This window comes from Calyptranema fuscum S582 (assembly GCF_055793305.1).
The window spans coordinates 23,944-43,596 of record NZ_JBSLYH010000030.1 but is presented as its reverse complement, the minus strand read 5'-3'; the positions used below and the strand labels follow the sequence as shown (position 1 = coordinate 43,596).

At 48.0% G+C, this 19,653-nt stretch carries 14 protein-coding genes; 6 read left to right on the top strand and 8 right to left on the bottom strand.

The window, feature by feature from the left end; all coding sequences use genetic code 11:
- Positions 1-10: 10 nt before the first annotated feature.
- The 3 genes from speA (at position 11) to groL (ending at position 4,863) form a co-directional block, all read left to right on the top strand.
- The gene (gene speA / locus ACR6Z4_RS19545) at positions 11-2,056 is read left to right on the top strand and encodes a biosynthetic arginine decarboxylase (protein WP_479718993.1); all 2,046 of its coding nucleotides are present in this window, start codon (positions 11-13) and stop codon (positions 2,054-2,056) included.
- Positions 2,057-2,743: 687 nt separating this feature from the next.
- The gene (gene groES / locus ACR6Z4_RS19540) at positions 2,744-3,055 is read left to right on the top strand and encodes a co-chaperone GroES (RefSeq protein ID WP_479718992.1); all 312 of its coding nucleotides are present in this window, start codon (positions 2,744-2,746) and stop codon (positions 3,053-3,055) included.
- Positions 3,056-3,225: 170 nt separating this feature from the next.
- Positions 3,226-4,863: a chaperonin GroEL gene (gene groL / locus ACR6Z4_RS19535; RefSeq protein WP_479718991.1), complete on the top strand. Its 1,638-nt coding sequence runs from the start codon at positions 3,226-3,228 to the stop codon at positions 4,861-4,863.
- A gap of 12 nt (positions 4,864-4,875) precedes the next feature.
- Here the strand turns inward: groL and ACR6Z4_RS19530 are convergent, their stop codons facing one another.
- Positions 4,876-5,010: a hypothetical protein gene (locus ACR6Z4_RS19530; protein WP_479718990.1), complete on the bottom strand. Its 135-nt coding sequence runs from the start codon at positions 5,008-5,010 to the stop codon at positions 4,876-4,878.
- Positions 5,011-5,809: 799 nt separating this feature from the next.
- Between ACR6Z4_RS19530 and ACR6Z4_RS19525 the strand changes: the two genes are divergently transcribed.
- A complete protein-coding gene (locus tag ACR6Z4_RS19525) occupies positions 5,810-7,507 on the top strand; it encodes a pentapeptide repeat-containing protein (RefSeq protein WP_479718989.1) in 1,698 nt (565 codons plus the stop codon).
- A gap of 90 nt (positions 7,508-7,597) precedes the next feature.
- Here ACR6Z4_RS19525 and ACR6Z4_RS19520 read toward each other — a convergent pair whose 3' ends face one another.
- Both ACR6Z4_RS19520 and ACR6Z4_RS19515 read right to left on the bottom strand, forming a co-directional pair.
- Positions 7,598-8,242: a hypothetical protein gene (locus ACR6Z4_RS19520; protein WP_479718988.1), complete on the bottom strand. Its 645-nt coding sequence runs from the start codon at positions 8,240-8,242 to the stop codon at positions 7,598-7,600.
- An 80-nt stretch (positions 8,243-8,322) separates the two neighbouring features.
- Positions 8,323-9,270: an isopenicillin N synthase family dioxygenase gene (locus ACR6Z4_RS19515; protein ID WP_479718987.1), complete on the bottom strand. Its 948-nt coding sequence runs from the start codon at positions 9,268-9,270 to the stop codon at positions 8,323-8,325.
- 507 nt (positions 9,271-9,777) lie between these two features.
- On the opposite strand from ACR6Z4_RS19515, the gene ACR6Z4_RS19510 reads away from it, so the two are divergent.
- Positions 9,778-10,020, top strand: a complete 243-nt coding sequence (locus tag ACR6Z4_RS19510) for a DUF6761 family protein (protein ID WP_479718986.1) — start codon at positions 9,778-9,780, stop codon at positions 10,018-10,020.
- A 525-nt stretch (positions 10,021-10,545) separates the two neighbouring features.
- On the opposite strand, the gene ACR6Z4_RS19505 is transcribed toward ACR6Z4_RS19510, so the two are convergent.
- Complete coding sequence (locus ACR6Z4_RS19505) at positions 10,546-11,601, bottom strand: ABC transporter substrate-binding protein (RefSeq protein WP_479718985.1); 1,056 nt, start codon at positions 11,599-11,601, stop codon at positions 10,546-10,548.
- Between the two features lie 682 nt (positions 11,602-12,283).
- Between ACR6Z4_RS19505 and ACR6Z4_RS19500 the strand changes: the two genes are divergently transcribed.
- Positions 12,284-12,529, top strand: a complete 246-nt coding sequence (locus tag ACR6Z4_RS19500; RefSeq protein ID WP_479718984.1) for a hypothetical protein — start codon at positions 12,284-12,286, stop codon at positions 12,527-12,529.
- Between the two features lie 303 nt (positions 12,530-12,832).
- Here ACR6Z4_RS19500 and ACR6Z4_RS19495 read toward each other — a convergent pair whose 3' ends face one another.
- From ACR6Z4_RS19495 to ACR6Z4_RS19480, 4 genes are all read right to left on the bottom strand, one after another.
- Positions 12,833-14,140, bottom strand: coding sequence for a tetratricopeptide repeat protein (locus ACR6Z4_RS19495; protein WP_479718983.1), 1,308 nt, complete (start codon positions 14,138-14,140; stop codon positions 12,833-12,835).
- 258 nt (positions 14,141-14,398) lie between these two features.
- Positions 14,399-15,415 carry a fatty acid desaturase family protein gene (locus ACR6Z4_RS19490; RefSeq protein WP_479718982.1) on the bottom strand — a complete coding sequence of 339 codons (1,017 nt, stop codon included), beginning with the start codon at positions 15,413-15,415 and terminating at the stop codon, positions 14,399-14,401.
- A 510-nt stretch (positions 15,416-15,925) separates the two neighbouring features.
- Positions 15,926-18,067, bottom strand: a complete 2,142-nt coding sequence (locus tag ACR6Z4_RS19485) for a pentapeptide repeat-containing protein (RefSeq protein WP_479718981.1) — start codon at positions 18,065-18,067, stop codon at positions 15,926-15,928.
- Positions 18,068-18,361: 294 nt separating this feature from the next.
- Positions 18,362-19,474 carry an aromatic ring-hydroxylating oxygenase subunit alpha gene (locus ACR6Z4_RS19480; RefSeq protein WP_479718980.1) on the bottom strand — a complete coding sequence of 371 codons (1,113 nt, stop codon included), beginning with the start codon at positions 19,472-19,474 and terminating at the stop codon, positions 18,362-18,364.
- Positions 19,475-19,653 lie beyond the last annotated feature (179 nt).

The window sequence follows — 19,653 nt, the reverse complement described above, 5'->3', positions numbered from 1 at the left end:
GAGGTGAAACATGGGGGGTCAGTCAAGAGGAACGCCGCTAGAAGCTGAAAAATTGCTTGCGCTCAATCTCAATGCGGTGCCAGAGCCAGCTAAACCCGATATCTGGACGATCGAAGATAGTGAAGAGCTATACCGCATCAAGGGATGGGGAGAACCCTATTTTTCGATCAATGCGGCGGGGCATGTCACCGTATCTCCGAAGGGCGATCGCGGCGGTTCGTTAGATTTGTATGAACTGGTGAATGCGCTGAAGTTACGGAATCTAGGATTGCCGTTGCTCATCCGATTTTCCGATATTTTGGAAGACCGAATTGAACGGTTGAATGCGTGTTTTGCGAAGGCGATCGCCCGATATAACTATCAGGGCGTGTATCGCGGCGTTTTTCCGGTGAAATGCAACCAACAACGGCACCTGGTCGAAGATTTGGTACGGTTTGGCAAGCCCCATCAATTTGGTTTGGAAGCCGGTTCTAAACCCGAGTTAATGATCGGGCTGGCATTGCTCGATACACCCGGAGCCTTAATGATCTGCAATGGCTACAAAGATCGGGAGTATGTGGAAACGGCAATGTTGGCACGACGCATGGGGCAAACGCCGATTATTGTGCTGGAGCAGCTTGAGGAAGTGGGCTTGGTGATTGAAGCCAGCCGCAAGTTGGGTATTGAACCGATTCTCGGGGTACGTGCCAAGCTCAGCAGCAAAGGGGTGGGCCGCTGGGGCACCTCGGCAGGCGATCGCGCTAAATTTGGCTTAACTGTGCCCGAAATTATTCAAGCAGTGGAACAACTGCGGGCAGCAGATATGTTGGGGTGTCTGCAACTGCTGCACTATCACATTGGCTCCCAAATTTCTTCAATTGCCGTGGTTAAAGATGCCATTCGCGAAGCCAGCCAGATTTATGTCGAACTGGCTCGACTCGGTGCGGCAATGCAGTATTTGGATGTGGGCGGCGGTTTGGGCGTTGATTATGACGGCTCCAAAACCAATTTCTATGCATCCAAAAACTACAACATGCAGAATTATGCCAATGATGTGGTGGCAGAGGTTAAGGAAACCTGCGAAGAACGCGGCTTGCCTACCCCTACCCTGATCAGCGAAAGTGGTCGGGCGATCGCCTCCCATCAGTCGGTATTGGTGTTTGATGTTTTGGGAACGAGTGATGTGGTGATTGAGCCACCTGCCCCTTTGCAGGAAAAAGAGCACCTGATCATTCGCAATCTCTACGAAACCTACCAATCTCTCACGGCTGAAAATTATCAAGAGGCATACCACGATGCCACTCAATTCAAAGAAGAAGCCATTAGTCTATTTGGTTTTGGCTACCTCAGCCTGACCGAACGGGCACGGGCAGAGCGGTTGTATTGGGCGTGTTGTGGCAAAATTTTGGCGATCGCACGTCAACAAGAATATGTCCCGGATGACCTGGAAGATCTAGAAAAGATCATGGCATCGATCTACTATATCAACCTCTCTGTCTTCCAATCTGCGCCCGACTCCTGGGCGATCGACCAACTATTTCCGATCATGCCCATCCATCGCCTTGATGAAGAACCGACTCAACGGGGCACCTTAGCCGACCTGACCTGCGACAGCGATGGCAAAATTGACCAGTTTATCGATCTGCGCGATGTCAAATATGTGATGGAGTTGCATCCCCTGGAGCCGAACGAGGATAGTAAACCGATCCCGGCAGCATCGGACACTCCGCTTGCAGCGTTGGGTCTGCATCCATCCTATAAACCCTACTACCTGGGCTTGTTTCTCGGTGGGGCTTACCAGGAAATTATGGGCAATTTGCACAACTTGTTTGGCGATACCAATGCAGTCCACATCAAACTGACGCCCACGGGCTATCAGATCGAACATGTGGTCAAAGGCGACACCTTAAATGAGGTGTTGGGCTATGTGCAATATGACTGCGAAGATCTGGTGGAAAGTATTCGTCGCCGCACCGAGCAAGCGTTGCAAGACAAGCGGATCACCATCCAGGAGTCGCAGTTGCTATTGCAGAACTACGAACGCTCGCTCAGTCGCTATACCTACCTATCCCCGTAAGCCCGATCCAAACCGAGCGCTACGAATTTAGCACCCGGAGGGTGATGAGCTGAAACGCGGCGTGCCGCGTTTCAGCTCATCACCTGTCGTCTCATCAAATCCCACAGCCCAAATCAAAGCATTGCTCTATAGCAGGATGAATTTGGAGGTGGAACCTCCAAATTCATTTCCAGAATCAGCGCTGTCTAAATCAGCGGTGCCCGTGGGCTGTATTGTTAAAGATTGTAAAGTTTTAGACGGGAATTTATGATGTCAACCTCTTCTCACAGATTGTCATCTATCCTGCAACCGTCTTACGTATTTTTAGGGCAATCAAAAGGCATAGAAACGCTTGTGGCAGAAGAGATTGCGCCAGAAAAGATTGGGCGATCGCACCGACTGAAACTCAGCAAATTTCCGCAACAGTTCGGGAAACCGTACTCAGAAATAAGTTGCAGTTGACCCCATCCTTCGTTAAATTAGCACTCAGGAGTTGAGAGTGCTAACTCCAAATGTGTCTGGTTATTAGCTACTGGCTGTTGGCTGTTAGCTATTAGTCTGTCTCTGTGTGTTTAGCGGGTAGGTTTAGAGCGACCAACGTTACTCTTGCCTACGAGTCGTGCTGACCCGCTGACCCTTAGCTAATCGCAACTGATTAGTAGCTCATCTCTGAACCCATTTTAATTCAAGTTGTCTGGAGAATTTTGTATGGCAGCAGTATCTCTGAGCGTTTCCACTGTTAAACCCTTGGGCGATCGCGTTTTTGTAAAGGTAAGCGCTTCTGAAGAGAAGACCGCTGGTGGCATCTTGTTGCCTGACAGTGCAAAAGAAAAGCCTCAAGTTGGGGAAATTGCCGCAGTAGGTCCTGGTAAGCGCACTGACGACGGTGTTCGTCAAGAGATGGATGTGAAGGTCGGCGATAAAGTTCTCTATTCCAAATATGCCGGAACCGATATCAAGTTAGGCACCGAAGAGTATGTTCTACTCTCCGAAAAAGACATTCTAGCCATCGTTGACTAGTTGGCGATCGCGTGATCGGTCAGGGGTAATGGTTACCCCTCATTCATCATGACCCGCTTTACGGACGGCATGAGTCGAATGAGTTTATTTCCGATCACTATCGTTTAATTTCTATTCCCCACAGCTCAATTCATCCCTTAGATCCAACGTTCACAGAGAATCAAACACCTATGGCTAAACGTATTATCTACAACGAAAACGCTCGTCGTGCTCTCGAAAAAGGCATCGATATTCTAGCGGAAGCCGTTGCAGTCACTTTGGGTCCTAAAGGACGCAACGTCGTTCTAGAGAAAAAGTTTGGTGCGCCCCAAATCGTCAATGACGGCGTCACCATCGCAAAAGAAATCGAACTCGAAGATCATATCGAAAACACAGGTGTTGCTCTGATCCGTCAGGCAGCTTCTAAAACCAATGATGCCGCTGGTGACGGTACAACTACCGCAACCGTTTTGGCTCATGCCATGGTTAAAGAAGGTCTGCGTAACGTTGCAGCGGGTGCCAATGCTATCTCTCTGAAGCGCGGCATCGACAAAGCGACTGCTTTCCTGGTCGAAAAAATTGCTGAACATGCTCGCCCCGTAGAAGATTCTAAGGCGATCGCTCAAGTCGGTTCCATCTCCGCCGGTAACGACGAAGAAGTCGGTGCCATGATTGCTGAAGCGATGGAAAAAGTGGGTCGTGAAGGTGTGATTTCTCTGGAAGAAGGGAAGTCGATGACCACCGAGCTAGAAGTAACTGAAGGGATGCGCTTTGACAAAGGCTATATCTCTCCTTACTTCGCTACCGATACCGAGCGGATGGAAGCTATTCTGGATGAGCCATTCATCCTGTTGACCGACAAGAAAATCACCCTGGTACAAGACCTGGTGCCCGTGCTTGAGCAAGTTGCTCGTTCCGGTCGTCCGCTGCTGATCATTGCAGAAGACATCGAAAAAGAAGCATTGGCTACCCTGGTGGTTAACCGTCTGCGCGGTGTGCTGAATGTTGCGGCTATCAAAGCTCCTGGCTTTGGCGATCGCCGTAAAGCCATGTTGGAAGACATCGCTGTTCTCACCGGCGGTCAAGTGATCACCGAAGATACGGGTCTGAAGCTGGATGCAGTCAAACTAGACATGCTGGGTAAGGCTCGCCGCATTACCATCACCAAAGACAGCACCACCTTAGTGGCTGAAGGCAACGAAAAGGCAGTCAAGACCCGTTGCGACCAGATTCGTCGTCAGATCGAAGAAACTGAGTCTTCCTACGACAAAGAAAAGCTACAAGAACGCCTGGCTAAGCTTTCCGGTGGTGTTGCGGTCGTCAAAGTCGGTGCGGCAACTGAAACCGAAATGAAAGACCGTAAGCTGCGTCTGGAAGATGCCATCAACGCCACTAAAGCAGCCGTTGAAGAAGGCATTGTCCCCGGTGGTGGTACCACACTGGCTCACCTGTCTCCTCAGCTAGAAACTTGGGCAAAAGACAAGCTCACCGGCGAAGAGTTGATCGGTGCAAACATCGTGGCTCGCGCATTGGCAGCTCCTCTGAAGCGGATTGCTGAAAATGCTGGACAAAATGGCGCGGTGATTGCTGAGCGCGTTAAAGAAAAAGACTTTAACGTCGGCTACAACGCAGCCACCAACGAGTTCGTTGACTTGTTTGAAGCAGGTATCGTTGACCCCGCTAAAGTCACCCGTTCGGCATTGCAAAATGCTGCGTCTATTGCAGGCATGGTGTTGACCACCGAGTGTATCGTGGTTGATAAGCCAGAACCTAAGGAAGCTGCTCCCGCTGGCGGCGGCGGCATGGGCGGCGGCGACTTCGATTACTAATCGATACGGTTACTAATCGACACAGCCATCGGGATATGGCAATGCCATATCCCTACCATTAATCAACGGGCGATCGCTTCTCAACAGGCGATCGCCTTTTTCTTGTGCGATCGCCAAATGATTGCAATGGCTGTACGGGCGTAGCATTTGCCCGAAGATTCTGGCTAGGAACCGTGAAGCTCAACGCAAATGCCACGCCCCTACCCAAACACAGGGCGATCGCCTTTTTCTATGCGATCGCTGAATGATTGCAATAGCCGTACGGGCGTAGCATTTGCCCGAAGATTTTGGCTGGGAAGCATGAATCTCAACGCAAATGCCACGCCCCTACCCTAACAATAGGCGATCGCCTTTTTTCTGTGCGATCGCCTTTTTCCTGTGCGATCGCCAAATGATTGCAATGGCTGTACGGGCGTAGCATTTGCCCGAAGATCTGGGCTGGGAAGCATGAATCTCAACGCAAATGCCACGCCCCTACCCACACAACAGGCGATCGCCTTTTTCCTGTGCGATCGCCAAATGATTGCAATGGCTGTACGGGCGTAGCATTTGCCCGAAGATTTTGGCTGGGAAGCATGAATCTCAACGCAAATGCCACGCCCCTACCCTAACAATAGGCGATCGCCTTTTTCCTGTGCGATCGCCAAATGATTGCAATGGCTGTACGGGCGTAGCATTTGCTCGAAGATCTGGGCTAGGAACCGTGAATCTTAACGCAAATGCCACGCCCCTACCCTAACAACGGGCGATCGCCTTTTTCCTATGCGATCGCTGAATCATGGAAATGGCTATACGGGCGTAGCATTTGCCCGAAGATCTGGGCTGGGAACCGTGAATCTCAGCGCAAATGCCATGTCTCCCTACATAAACGTGGATACGGTGACGCTGCCCATGCTTTCAGCCAAAATAGACAAAAGCTTGTGCAGAAGAGAAATTAGGCAGTGCGATGGCAAACAATGAACATCTGGCAATTTTGAGACAAGGCATTGACGCATGGAATCGCTGGAGAGAAGAAAATCCAACTATTAATCCAGATCTCAGTAGTGTAGATCTCAATCACGCTAACCTTAGCATGGTGAATTTCCGCCAGACTATCCTCAAGGACGCTAGTCTTGTCCAAGCTGATCTTAGTAAAATCGATCTCAGCCACGCTGATCTCACTAATGCAAATTGTGAGAAAGCAAATCTTCAAGGAGCCAACTTAAATTACGCTCATCTTCCAGATATTCGTTTAAATGGAGCTAATTTAAATAAGGCAAAACTTAACTATACTTTTTTGCCTGCTGCCAATTTGACTTATGCTGACTTTACTGAAGCAGACTTGAGTAATGCTTATCTTGGGCATTCTATCCTGATAAGAACACGATTTATAAAATCCTGCTTGAGACACTCTAATCTCACTAGAGCATCCGCGTTGGAAGCCAATTTTAATAAAGCTGATTTGACTGGAGCCTCTATCCAAGAATGGAATATTAGCCCGTCAACAAATTTGAGCGAAGTTATTTGTAATTATATTTTTCTTTTGGAGGGAGAAGGAGATCGCCGCCCTCATGATCCAAACAAGATCTTTGCGCCAGGAGAGTTTACTGAACGGTTCCAGAAAGTTTTAGACACCGTTGATCTATTCTTTGCCGATGGCATCGACTGGAAAGCGTTCCTCGCTTCATTTAAGGAATTGCAAACCCAGTATGGCGACGAGAACCTAACCGTTCAGGGATTTGAACGTAAAGGCAATGGATTTGAAGTGCGTCTTGCGGTTTCTCCTAAGCTTAACAAAGCCGAAATCGAGCGCAATGCTTTGCAAAAATACGAAATCCAATTGCAACGGATAGAAACGCAATATCGAGCCGAACTCCACGCAAAAGATAAAGAAATCGAAGGCTATAAACGCGAAAATATCAACATTGTAGAAATTACAAAGCTTTTAGCGAGTAGACCCATTCGAGTAGAGGAACCTACGGTGACGCTCCATCCCAATCAAATCAAGATCTTACAAGCTATTAATCAAAGGCTTCAGACTATCAAGAAGATTTCTCAAAAGCTAAGTTTGCCTGATGACATCGTTAAATATTATTTGGAAGAGATGGAAAATGAGTACGTACAATGTGTTAGCAATACTAATGATGGCAAAGCCTGGGAATTGACTAATAAAGGGAAAGTCGCTGCAACCGATCCAGATTCTTTATTGCCATCAAAACAAAGTTCCACAATCAACAATCTTCACTTTAGCCATTCCAAGTTTGCTGGAGTAGTAATTGGAGATAATGCAACTCAAAGTGGCAACATATTTTATGACTATTCTCAAAATATCAACGAAATTAGCACGATCATTCAAAATCTTCGCAGCATAGCTCAAACCTTTGCAGTGGAACACCGCGAAGAAGTTGAAATGCATTTGGATGATTTGGAAGACGATCTTCGATCTCCTGAAAAGCGACAACCATCTCGAATTAAGCGTCGTCTTACTGGTTTACTGGCTGTTGCTATTGCAATCAGTGGCGCTGTCGCAACTGCCACAGACTTTACCAACAATGTTCTGGAGCTTTCTGAGAAGTTGGATATTCCGATCGAACAAATCCAGCCTAAAACTTCCCAGAAAACCTTACCCATTCACCCTGAAAGTGCAGAAGTTAGAGATCTGTGAGTTGATTTCGACATAGATATAGGCGATCGCAGGTTGGCAAAAGCCAAATGAGTAGGATTGGGCGATCGCCTCTTTTCTATACGGAACTATTTACCAATCGCCTTGAGACACGGGTTTAGACCTACGTTTCGGCTGATTCAACCACTCATTCAGAGGTTTACCAAAGTGGTATTGGCACCAAAAGTTAGCAATCTCTTCAACCATGGGGGCTGACCCTGGCGTCAAGCCACTGCCATGGCTTGTGGTGTAGGATTCGGCATATTCTCTGGCAATATAATATCCCCAGTAGCTTGATTCCGAAGGGCGGAGGATGCAATTTAAGGCATTTTCAACCAACAACACTTCTTTGCTTTGAATAATGCGCACAGGACCCCATGCCTGATTCTCGTACTTATTGTTGACGTCTTTGACTCGGGAAAAAAGTTGTCGCAATGAATTTTTCTGGTCTGGGGTAGGGTCTGCTAAATAATTTTCTATGTCAAGGCTCGCTTCATCAACGATCTGCTGACAATGTATCCAGGTTTCTTCGTCAAGATGACTTGGTTTTGTTTTCCCTGCCATTCTTTTCTGCGTCATCTGAACCAGATAAAAGCAAAATTGGTTGGCTGCCTCTGGCTCGGCACAAAGGCTTTTAAGGCTCGTTAAGCGAGTGATGTTAAAGTACTGACCCTGTCGTAGCTCTTGAGCAATTTGGGCTAGGGTGGAAATTTTTTTGGATAGTGCTGATGCAGCCATAAGTTGATTATTCGTCGATAACTATTTTTTGTGCCGATCGCCGGTTGGCAAAAGCCGAATGAGTAGGATTGGGCGATCGCCTATGCTAAACCAATTTCTTTTAAACGGTGATTGAGATAGTCACCCGCTGTCCAGGCAGGATAACACGGCTGACCTCCGGTTTTCGCTACACAGTTGGGCAGGGGAGTGAGATCAACTTCTTTGCGCGGATGAACAAAAAATGGCATCGAAAACCGGCGATCGCGATCGTTAGTGGGATTGGTCACGCGATGGGTCGTGCTGCGGAGCAGTCCATTGGTCAGGTTTTGCAACATATCTCCCGTATCGACAATAATCTGACCGGGTAAGGCATGAATCGGCAACCAGGTGCGATCGCGTTGCCTCAATTCCAGTCCTGGTGCAGTTGCTTCACATAACAGAGTAATTAAATTAATGTCTTCGTGGGCGGCTGCCCGCAGGCTGGCAGGGGGTGCCTCTGCTGGAATGGGCGGATAGTGAATAACCCGTAGCAAGGTATCACTCCTGTCAATCATGTCTCGCAAGTATGACCTTGGTAGGTCTAAATACAGGGCACATGCTTCGAGCAACACAGCGGCACAGGCTTCCAGTTGCTGATACAGTGCTGTCATGATTGGTTTAAACTCGGGCACTTCTGCCATCCAAAGATTAGGGCACATCTGCTCTGCCGATGCATCGGCAGGTATTTCTCGACCTATGTGCCAAAATTCTTTGAGGTCGGCAACAGGATGGTCTTTGGCATGTTCTTTACCAAACCGAGTAAACCCACGCTGCCCTTTGTTTTGCGGATCTTCGTACTGTTGCTTGATCTCAGTGGGCAACGCAAAAAAAGCTTCAGATACACGATATGCTGCTCGAATTAAGTCTGCATCAATGTTGTGATTCGTCAGCGCAAAAAATCCAATGTCTTGTAGTGCCGCTCCCATCGTGGTGACAAACGCTCGCTGGCGCTTAGCAGAGTCGGTTAAGAAATCGTGCAAATTCAGCACAGGGATGGTCTGGGATACCATATTGCGTCGGAATCACGGATGGAAGTTACCTGTCGAGTTACTATCTGTCGAGTTACCAGCCGATGTAACCCAAGGACTAGAAACTAAAACCCTCTTGAAATTACAATGAATGTAAGGTTAAGTATAACAACATAAACTTATCCGAACGTATCCAAACTTTTACGTTCAATTTCCCCGAATGTATGGATTTAGTAACACTGGCTACTCCAGCTTCTTTGGTCAATTAGCAGTCTAATTATTTACTCCTTTCATGAGTTCGCTGTTCGCTGTAGCGGTGCATTTACGTAAAACCTAATTGCAAATTTACGCGTGCTTCATCTTTCTAGCCGCAATTTGGGAAAAATAGCTAAAGCAGACCTTCGATCCTCTAGGTGGATGACTCAAATACAGTAATGTAAGAAATTCATCTTGATTGAACTGCTACTGGCTATTCGGTAAATTCTCCCGAAATTCTTGTAGTCAAATACTAGAGTCAAGTTTGGTGAGTACATTGCAGGATTGTTACATATGCTTCTGGACCCTCAAACCATTCGTTATTACCAAAGAGTCACAGACGCTCTGAATGAGCAGTGGAATCGAGGTTATCGCTTTGATGAACTGCGCCTCTATCTCGATGGATATTTGGCTGCACTCCGTCATAGCAATGTCATGGAGCCTTTTCAGATCCACCGATTAGAAGAAGAGGCAACCCGCTATCTATATGACCCCTCCAGCTTCATCATGACTCAGACAGAGCCAGACTATCGCTAATTCAGTCGCATCTACCCTGTATTGGCGGCATCATGGGCAGAGAATAATGCCCTGCTTTAAGGAAGTGTCCCTTCGAGCTTCCCCAGCGCCAGAGTGTGTGAATTTTAGCCTGCGTTTCAATCTCACAAATTTACTTCACAACCGCAGAGGGGCAGCACGAATGTGCTGCCCCTCTGCGGTTATTTTCTGGAAAAATATAGCAATCCCATTGGATTGTGTCAGGGATGGGGTGGAAGAGCAGTGCCCCTCCTTAGAATCATGGATTTATAGCCATTTTCAATTGATTAAGCCACAGATTTTTTGTTGTGTGCCGCGCTCCGCGCGGCACACAACAAAAAATCTAAACATATTTAAGCGCGAAGCGCTGTAATAACCCGTAATTCTTGGGTAAGGGCGCACAGCGGTGCGCCCCTACAGAGCACTTGTTTTCTGACGGGTAATGTGCTGCGCTTCGCGCAGCACATTACCCGTTTTAACCGTCAATTCTTAATTGACAGACCACTAGATTAAAACGTGCTTTGAAGCTTAACTACGAATTTCATTCCAGAGTTGAACCCATTGGTCGTAGTTCTTGACGCTTTGCCACATATTGATCTGGGCGTGCAGAGAGAGATCATCCATAAATAAGGCATGGGCGCGTTCTGTACCGATCGCCTCTGCTCCGAGTGTGGTTGCACCAGAATACCCTGTCACATCCATGACCCCTTTCTGCCCGTCGCCGCTGAGGATAAAGTCGATCCATTTATACGCGGCATCTGCATTGCGAGAATTTTTGGAAATCATCCAGGAGTCCGTCCATCCGGTCAGCTTGCCCTTGGGATTAACAGAGCCGATGGGATACCCTTCGCTGTTGAGTTGGGTGTAGGTGAGGGGCCAGGCGTGCGCCATGACCACTTCACCCGATTGGAATAAATTGGCTAGTTCTCCAGCGGTGGTCCAAAATTTGCGAATGTTGGGACGCAGTTCTAAAAGTTTGGTTTTGACCTCTGCCAGGTCGCTCTCGGTTAAATCGTAAGGGTCAGATTTACCTAGCCAGAGGGCGACATCGGCGATCGTCATGGGATTGTCGGGAATGGCGATTTTTCCGGCATAGTCTGGGTCAAACAGAATATCCCAAGAACTGGGTGCAGGTTTAACGGCTTTGGTGTTGTAAATTAGCACATTGGGTCCCCAGGCAAAGGTGACACCATAGGGCGTACCCTCAAAGGTGTTCCATTTTCCGCCCTGAAACGACTCAAAAATAGTGCTGTAATGGCTGAGTTTGCTGGTATCGATGGGGCGAACTAACCCGGCTTTATACAAGCGTTCGGTAATGTCACCCGATGCTGAAATCAGATCATAGGTGCGCCCGCCCCCTGTACGAAACTTGGCGAACATTTCGTCACTCGATCCGGCGTAAGTAGCTTTGATGCTACAGCCCGTTTGCTGTTCAAATTCTTTAGCAAACGATGCATCGGTGTACCCTTCCCACACGATCGCCGTTAATGTGCAATCGGCTGCGTGGGCTGCGGGTGTGGGTAAAAAGGCGGCTGTGAGACTCCATACACCAATCAAAATCGCTATTAAAAGACGCTGCCACATAGGGTTTTCCTTCTTGGTCTTGCTGATGGGGGGGCAATAGCTCAGATGCTCATAGTCTACTGCCCAACGATTGTGTCTGGAATGAACCTCAGCATTCTCTAACTTTTCTAGAAATCGCCTTAGCTCAAATCAGCAACACCCAAACCGAATTACAGACGCATACGGCTACAGAGTTGTCTTACAGCAATTTTCAATTGCATAAGCTACAGATTTTTTGTTGTGTGCCTTGCGGAGCGCGGCACACAACAAAAAATCTAAACAGATCCAGGCGCGAAGCGCTGTAAGTTGGGGGGATGTCTTTCCGGAGTCAGAGGCGATCGCCTACAAAAGTACCTTCCAGGGTACTTTTAGAAATCTATTAGAGTTTGCCAATATGTACGCATAACGAGTTTTGAGAGCTTTGCCGTGCAGAGTGCTCAAACCAATAGATAAAACATCCTATCCGTTCGTTTTTGAATAAGTTGTTTAAAACTAGCTAGTGGACTCAACCCAAAATTTTGCACTGGGATGCAGGGGCAAAATCCCTGCGTGAGGCAGTGCCTCCACCTCCCACATTGCAAGCTTTAGTCGTTGCAACACTAGTTTTTAAATCGTCCTCTTCCACATCAGTCGGAAAAGATGAGTCGGAGAAGTGGCGATCGCTCACAGTTATCTGATTTCCCGATCAAGGGAGGGACATCCCATGCAAAAAGAAATGTGTTGGCTACCCAGGCTTGGCTCTAGTGGCGAAAAAGTTTTACACTTGCGCCTTGCCTCCCATGAGCCGTGGAGAGCTTATAATTCTAGCCCCTACGCCGTTCCTGATTATAAAGTGCCGGGGGGTTCTAAAGGCTGGGCAACTTATCAAAAGCTGAGACAGGCAGGCTGGACGTTAGTACCTTCTAATGCTGCTCAAACGAGTAGGTTCCCCGAACCTATGGTGTCTTAGGATTACAAATTAATTAAACCCCGGACGTTTATGTTTGGAAGCGCGGCTCCGCCGCGCTTCCAAACATAGATCTTCAATTTTACTAAATCCCTGATCCTTAGGATCGGGGATTTAGGGGATTTAGGGGACTATTAGCATCGCCACAGCTCATCTCTGTATTCAGCAACGCTTAATAACTTTCGATTCCTTAATTAATTATTTAGCCTTACATAGTCACGTTAGGATGTTGGGGTGTGGGGCGGCGCCCCACGCAGGGGTTTTACCCCTGCACCCCGTCCTAACCCAAGTGAGCAACGCTATAAGTCATGAGTTAGCCTGTGAATTGAAGATTAGCTCTTGAAATAGTTCCGTTTCTCGAAGGCTGTCAAAGTCTGTTTCGGTTAAAGCGCAAGTTTGATAATCGGGTTTCAGTTCAATTGATTTTTTGAGACAGTCGATCGCTAAACTAAATTTTCCCCACAGCGCATAACAGCGGGCTTTATGGTTCCAGACATTGGCATACGTGGGTTGAATCTGAATGGCACGATCGTAAGAGTCGATCGCCGCTTCATAGTCTCCCATTTCTTTAAACGCACTCCCACGATTATCCCAGCTGCGATAGGCGCAGGGGTCTAGCTCAATGGAACGGTCATAACAGGCGATCGCTTCGGCATACCGCTGGCAACGTCTGAGGGTATACCCCTTGCTATACCAAACCCTTGGATAGTCTGGTGCAAGTTCGATAGCTCGGTCATGAGAGGCGATCGCTTCTTCAAACCGTTCGATGCGTCGTAGGGTAATGGCACGATTGATCCAGGTGGTGGAATCATCGGGTTTGAGGCGAATGGCTTCGTCGTAAGAACGCAAGGCATCTTCGTAACGACCTTCAAAATAAAAGGCTTCACCTTGCTTAAAATAATCACTGGCTGTTAATAACAGATGAGGGGTAGCCGACTTAAGCAGCTCCAGTTGCTCGGTGAGTTCTTGAATCCGGCGTTGAATATCGGATGAAACAGAATCTTCTTGTGCCGGGGAAGGGGTCAACTCGTCGATGGCTTCAATCAGCTGTGCTTTTTCAGCTTGCCGTTCTAACGCTTCAGCGGTTTGAAGTTGTAGTGCAGCTAGCTTGGTTTCAAATTGGCTTTGCAATTGTTCAATGTGTTGTCTGATTTCTAAAACGGTTTGACTGGATTGCTTCGCCAAATCAGTTTGCAATCGGCGAATCGTCTCAGAAACCAGTTTATCGACCACACTGTGGCGCACTTCTTCTGATAGCTGCTTCTCTACTTCATCCTGTAGTTGAGTTCTGACCTCGGCGGCAACTTGATTGATCACACTGCGGCGCATCAAGATCAGTGCTAATGCTACAAAAATCGGCATTAGCGTTAAGACGGTAATCAACACATTGAGTAAATTGGTATTGAAGTCAAAGGCATGATCGACTTCATCTGCAACTAATTTGCGAATACCGGCATCATTACGCAAGCTTTCCTGGATCAACTCTTGCATGTGTTTTTCTTGGCGTAATCTCTCCAGCTCTTGTCGTTCTGAATCAGACAACGGGGGTGGTAGACTCGGGCTTTGGGCGATCGCAACCTGGATAGAAACCCCAAAACCAACAAGGGCTGACATAACAAGGGTGGAGAATACGCTGCGAAAATGACCCTTCATAGTGTTGCAACAAACATCTGTCCCACCATAACTTATACATTGTTGAAAACCAAACAGGGCAGATGATGGCTGAGAGCCTCGCGAAGCGAGGCTCTCAGCCATCATCTGCCCTATATAGCGATCCTATTTGATTCGTGAAATGGTTTGTGAAAGTTGGGGCGGGCTTCGCCCGCCCCAACTTTCACAAACCATTTCAGATTGCTATAGACAGGTTAATGATTAGATCGAGATCATGCGATCGCGTCCCGTGACATCCTCCGAATCAGGGTCTCCAATTACCGAAGGATGAAGGCTGTAATAAGCCGTTTCTTGCAAATACCCGTTGCCCAATGTCATTGGCGGTAAGTGGTGGGTTTGTAACACAGCTTGAATTCGCTCAAACGCTTCTGGTAAACGGTTAAACGGAATATCAGGAAAAGCATGGTGAATGGCATGATAATTCAGCCCACCCATGAGCCAACCGACCAGCGGACTGGTTTTGAGATTGCGACAGGCATAGAGTTGGGTCAGTTGGTAGCCGCCTTTGGCTTTGCCCCATAGGGCGTAGTGTTCTAGATGGTCGCGGGTTTGGGCAATCATGCCAATGACGCGTTCTAACACCAACCAAAACAGCAAATACCGTACAATTTCACCAAACTGAAGGGCGATCGCCACCAGGATACCCTGGATCACCAGCATCCCAAACACATCCAGCCACAATTGCCAGCGGATGCGAGGCACAAGTGCCTGAAAGCGCAACGCCTGGTAAAACGTTTTAAGAATCAGCCCGATTCCTCCCAGCAGAAAAATATCAACAATCCACTGATGCCGTACATACCAGCGCAGCAGCGGGTATGCCTGTTGATAGTCTGCCATTGTCCATTGCAGCCGTTCTGGATCGCGCAGATCGACGCCATTCCAGCCATGATGTAAGCGATGAACTTCGGTATACAACCCAAAGGGCCACAACATCATCCAACTGATCAGTCGAGGCATCACGGTTTCAAACCATGCCCATCCGGTCAAGGTGAAATGCACCATATCATGGGTGCAGATCAGCCAGAATGCATAAAAAACACCTGCGATCGCGGTTATGCCGATAAAAACTGGCATCGAATGACTTGACCAGGCGATCGCCACGAGGCTGAGGAAAATCGTCCCCAGGCTGCAAAACCGAAAAAGACCTATCCCAGGATTTACCTGACGCAAATCGGCGGTTGCGGCTTGCAACCCTTGTGTCAAAGTTTCTGACATCATGACGTGTCCTCCTTACGACCTCACCGCCATGCAACAGATTCAATGGGTGATATTACGCATTCACTACGACGTCTCTAAACGCTGATCCGGACAGTCACGTTTAAGTTGCCCTCACAGCCTATGGCTTCCAAACAGAGGGGTTACGGTGTAAGTTCCACCCCGAATGGGCAGCTAGGAAAGCAACTATACCGCGCTTCACGCTTGAATAGATCACGAGTGTTGTGTGAGAGCCGCGCGGAGCGCGGCTCTCACACAACAACTTATGCGTTACGCACTTGAGAATTGCTATATTTCTAAGCTTACCGAATTTGCTTTTAGGTGTGGGCAAACTCTATAGCCTGACGCAATTAGGGTAGGGCAAAATCTATCAGCATCAAGCTGTGACGCAGGGTTTTAGATTTAGTGCTTAGGTCTATGCCCTCCCCAAGACCTCGGAGGTTTCAAACCTCCGAGGTCTAACGTACCGTTGTCACCCCAGCAAAACAAGGACGTTGTTCAACCGCAAATTCCTTACTTGAAATAAATTAATAGATTGAGTCCCGGAATCGTACGCGATAGAGTCCACAACAGCAGCGCCAGATATAACAACCCCAAACTCCATTGATACCAGGCAAGGGCGGTGATCAGTCCGGGGATGTGTTCGTCTCGCAGGCGAATGTCATTGAAACCAAACTTGAACAAATTGTTGAGACTAAAGTCGAGGTAGTTGAGCCAACTCCAGCGCCGATCCCACAAAATCGGGGTGTAGCGATCGCGAAAAAACGGAAATCCAGGAATATTGGGCAATCGACCAATCAACAGGCGCAACTGCCGCATACTGCTGTCTTCGACAAAATAGCTGACATTCATTAGGTCGTGATACCGCCCTTGTTGATAGAGTCGCCCCAACAAAATCGCAGGCAACGGCACCGTTACCAACCCCAAACAGATCAGCGTCAACCAGGGATTTTCGGCAGTCCGAAAGATTGCAGAGATGCCCGAGAGTGCCAATAACCCAGACCCCACCAGCATCCAGACCATTTCGTCCGGTTTCGGAATAATCGGTTGGGGATGCAGCCGCCGAAACCGATCGATCAGCCAAAACACGACGCCAAAGTAGGCGATCGCCACCAACCCCACCCCAAATACCAGCCCAAAACTGGTGCCATAGCGGCTTAACGATAGCAATAGCGATAAACTCAGCCAGTGCAAACCATCCCCCAACCAGGCGGATGTAGACAAGGATGTTTGGGCAAAAACGGCATCTTTGACTTTGACATACGTTGCCAGATCAACGCCATTCAGCTTCAGCAGATCGGTCAGATTACGAAAGGGTTGCTGTGTCCGAATTTGGGCGATCGCCAGTGCCTGCACTTCAGAAAAACCCACCTGCCGCAGGCGCGTAATGGATGCCGTATTCAAATTAGTCCCCGTCAGGTGTTGTTGCAGTTGCCGAAATCGCAATTTTTCGCGGGTATATTCCAGCTGATTCGCATCGGGGATTTGTTCTTGTAAGCGAAAGTTGCGCACCAGATTGCGAATCAAGGTTTCATTGCCCTGTAAGGTTGGCACAGACAGGACTTGCCCCAGTTGCCCCGGACTGCCCAAAATCCGCGATTTTTCGGCACTAAATTGCAATCCAGCCACATTCAAATAGGCAGTTTTGCTAAAACTGGCATCCCCAAAGTCTGCCTGGTCAAGAATATTGGCTCCCCGTAAATTGAGCGGCTGACCAAACTGCACCTGCCGAAAGGTCACTAATTTTTCAAATATAGCTTCGGTGAGAAATAAAGATTGGGCAAACTGACTGGCGTTAAAAATCGCTTGATCTTGCCAGCGGGTTTGGGCAAAATCGGCATTGCCTTGCCAATGAATGCGACTGAGATTGGCAGCTTGTTGAAAAAGAGCCTGACTGAAGTTGGCAGTGCCTCGAAATTCGCTACTTTGTAAATTGACTGCGGCTTGAAATTGAGCTTGATTAAATCGGGCTGCTTTAAAGAAAAGCGTATTACGAAATCGTGCTTCCCGTCGAAAGCTCGTTCCTGCAAAGTTGACGGTCTGGCTAAAGCGCGACTCAGACCAATCGGTATCCTGGGCAAAGGTAGCCCCCTGAGCATCAACTTGTCCTAAGAAAAACGCATGGGTGAAGTTGCTAAACCCTTCAAACCGCGTTTGCACTAGATGCAGGGGTCCCCGAAACAACGTCAGTTGTAGCGTTACAGGTTGGGTTTGGATCAGCAGCGATCGCGAGAGTTGACTGAGTTGCGACAAGCGGCGGCGATCGCGCTGTAACTGTTCTTGTTCCGCATCAGATAGCAACGGTGCAAGGGTTTGCCCATAGAGGGGAGCACGTAACCCCAATTCACTAATCTGCCAATCACCCAAAATAATGGAATAGCTTAGATCTAGCCCCAATGCTGATTTAGAGCGCAATTGCTCCTGCACCAAGCGATAAAACTGATTGCGAAATTCGCCATTTTCAGGCCGCAGATCAATCACCATACGTTTTAGATCAAGCGTTCGCACGCCATCACTTTGAATCGGCGATTTAATTCGCTCTTGTAATAAGGACAGGGTTAAAGGAATTCGCTCTGTTTGAGCCAGCGCCCCCCATGCGGGTTGCGGCAGCCATAGCAAAACCAGAGCCAACCAACAGATCAGCCATCGAACCATGCGATCGCACCAACGCTCGAATCCAACCCTATCACTCTTTAGGGTGTTGCCAGCATCAACTTCACAGGAATTCTCTCTTGCAGAAACTATAGCTTTACGCGACTATGACTGCGCTCCCCAAGCCCTCCAAAGTTTTGAAAACCTCGGAAGTCTGACGGTATCGCCGAGTCCGATAGTTTTAAGGGGTACTAAGGATTGTGAATTTAATAAACCCGAAGATTTATGTTTGGAAGCGCGGCTCCGCCGCGCTTCCAAACATAAATCTTCGGGTTTTAATTAATTTGTGATTCTAAGCTACAGCATGTACTCAAACCAGGCTTGATGAAAGTGGGCAATACCCAATTCAATCTCCGCCAGTTGTAGCACCCCATACGCAGTGGAATGAACGTTGGCTTGAAGCGATCGCACGGCAGTAAAATCCTCTCGCAGCAACCGATCAAACTCCGGGCGACAATCATCAGCATGATAGGGAAAAGCTGCCATCTGGGCTGGGGTTTGATACATAAAAACTTCAAACTGAGTCGTTGTGGGAGTTAGCGGCATCACCCGAAACACAGACACCTTATCTTTCGCCGTATTCACCATCCAATTTGGGAAGATGAATCCCTGATAAGACCAACTGTGAGGGTCTCCTGCAAAAACGGATGCTTCATCAACCGATGCTTGTTTTGAGAACGGAACAAAAATCTGAAAGTGTCGCCCTGTTGGGGTTTGGTGGATATCAGTAGGATTGAAGCAAGGCAAACTTTTACCATGCACAATCGGCAAATGATAGCACTCTAAATAATTTTCAATCGGGAATTTCCAATTCACCGGCTCTTGATAAACCCAGCGATCGACTTTCTGCAACGCTGCCCAATCCTGTTCATATTGCTCTAAATACGCTGAGAACCCGGCTAAATAGATCTTTAGAGACTCACTCTCAGTCGCTAGATTGACAAAAATGAAGCCTCCCCAGGTATCGACTTGAGCATTGAGCAGATGTACCTTAGCTTTGTCCAACCCTGGAAACGATTGTGCTTGCGGTAATCCCAGCAGATTGCCCTGCCAATCAAATCGCCAGGCATGATAGGGGCAACGGATGTGTTGATCGCAATGACCCTGCCCTTCCAGCAAGCGGGCACTGCGATGAGGGCAAACATTATGCAGAGCAAGCAATTTGCCGGTGTTATCCCGAATCACAAATAAGGACTGATTGCCCACGGTGCAGGTCAGATAGTCACCTGGATGGGGCACATCCGATTCTCGACCCACCATCTGCCACGTATTACACCACAGCGATCGCAATTCTTGAGTAAAAATAGCATCACTAAAGTAACACTCTCCAGATAAACCTACTTGCGGTTTGTTAATCAAAACTGATTCATTACCATCGACTACCGAACATTCAAATACCGTTTCCATCATCTCACTTCCCTCTCCAAAAAGCGTTGCTGGCGTTGGGGACAAATGCATTGCTTCTACCAGCAACGCATCACCTTCACAATCTTGCCGTCCTAACAATTGCTGTGCTGGGGCGTGTTTTAAAACTCGCTAAGAAGGTTATTTTTTCGTGCGCTTCGCGCACGAAAAAATAACTTTTCAAG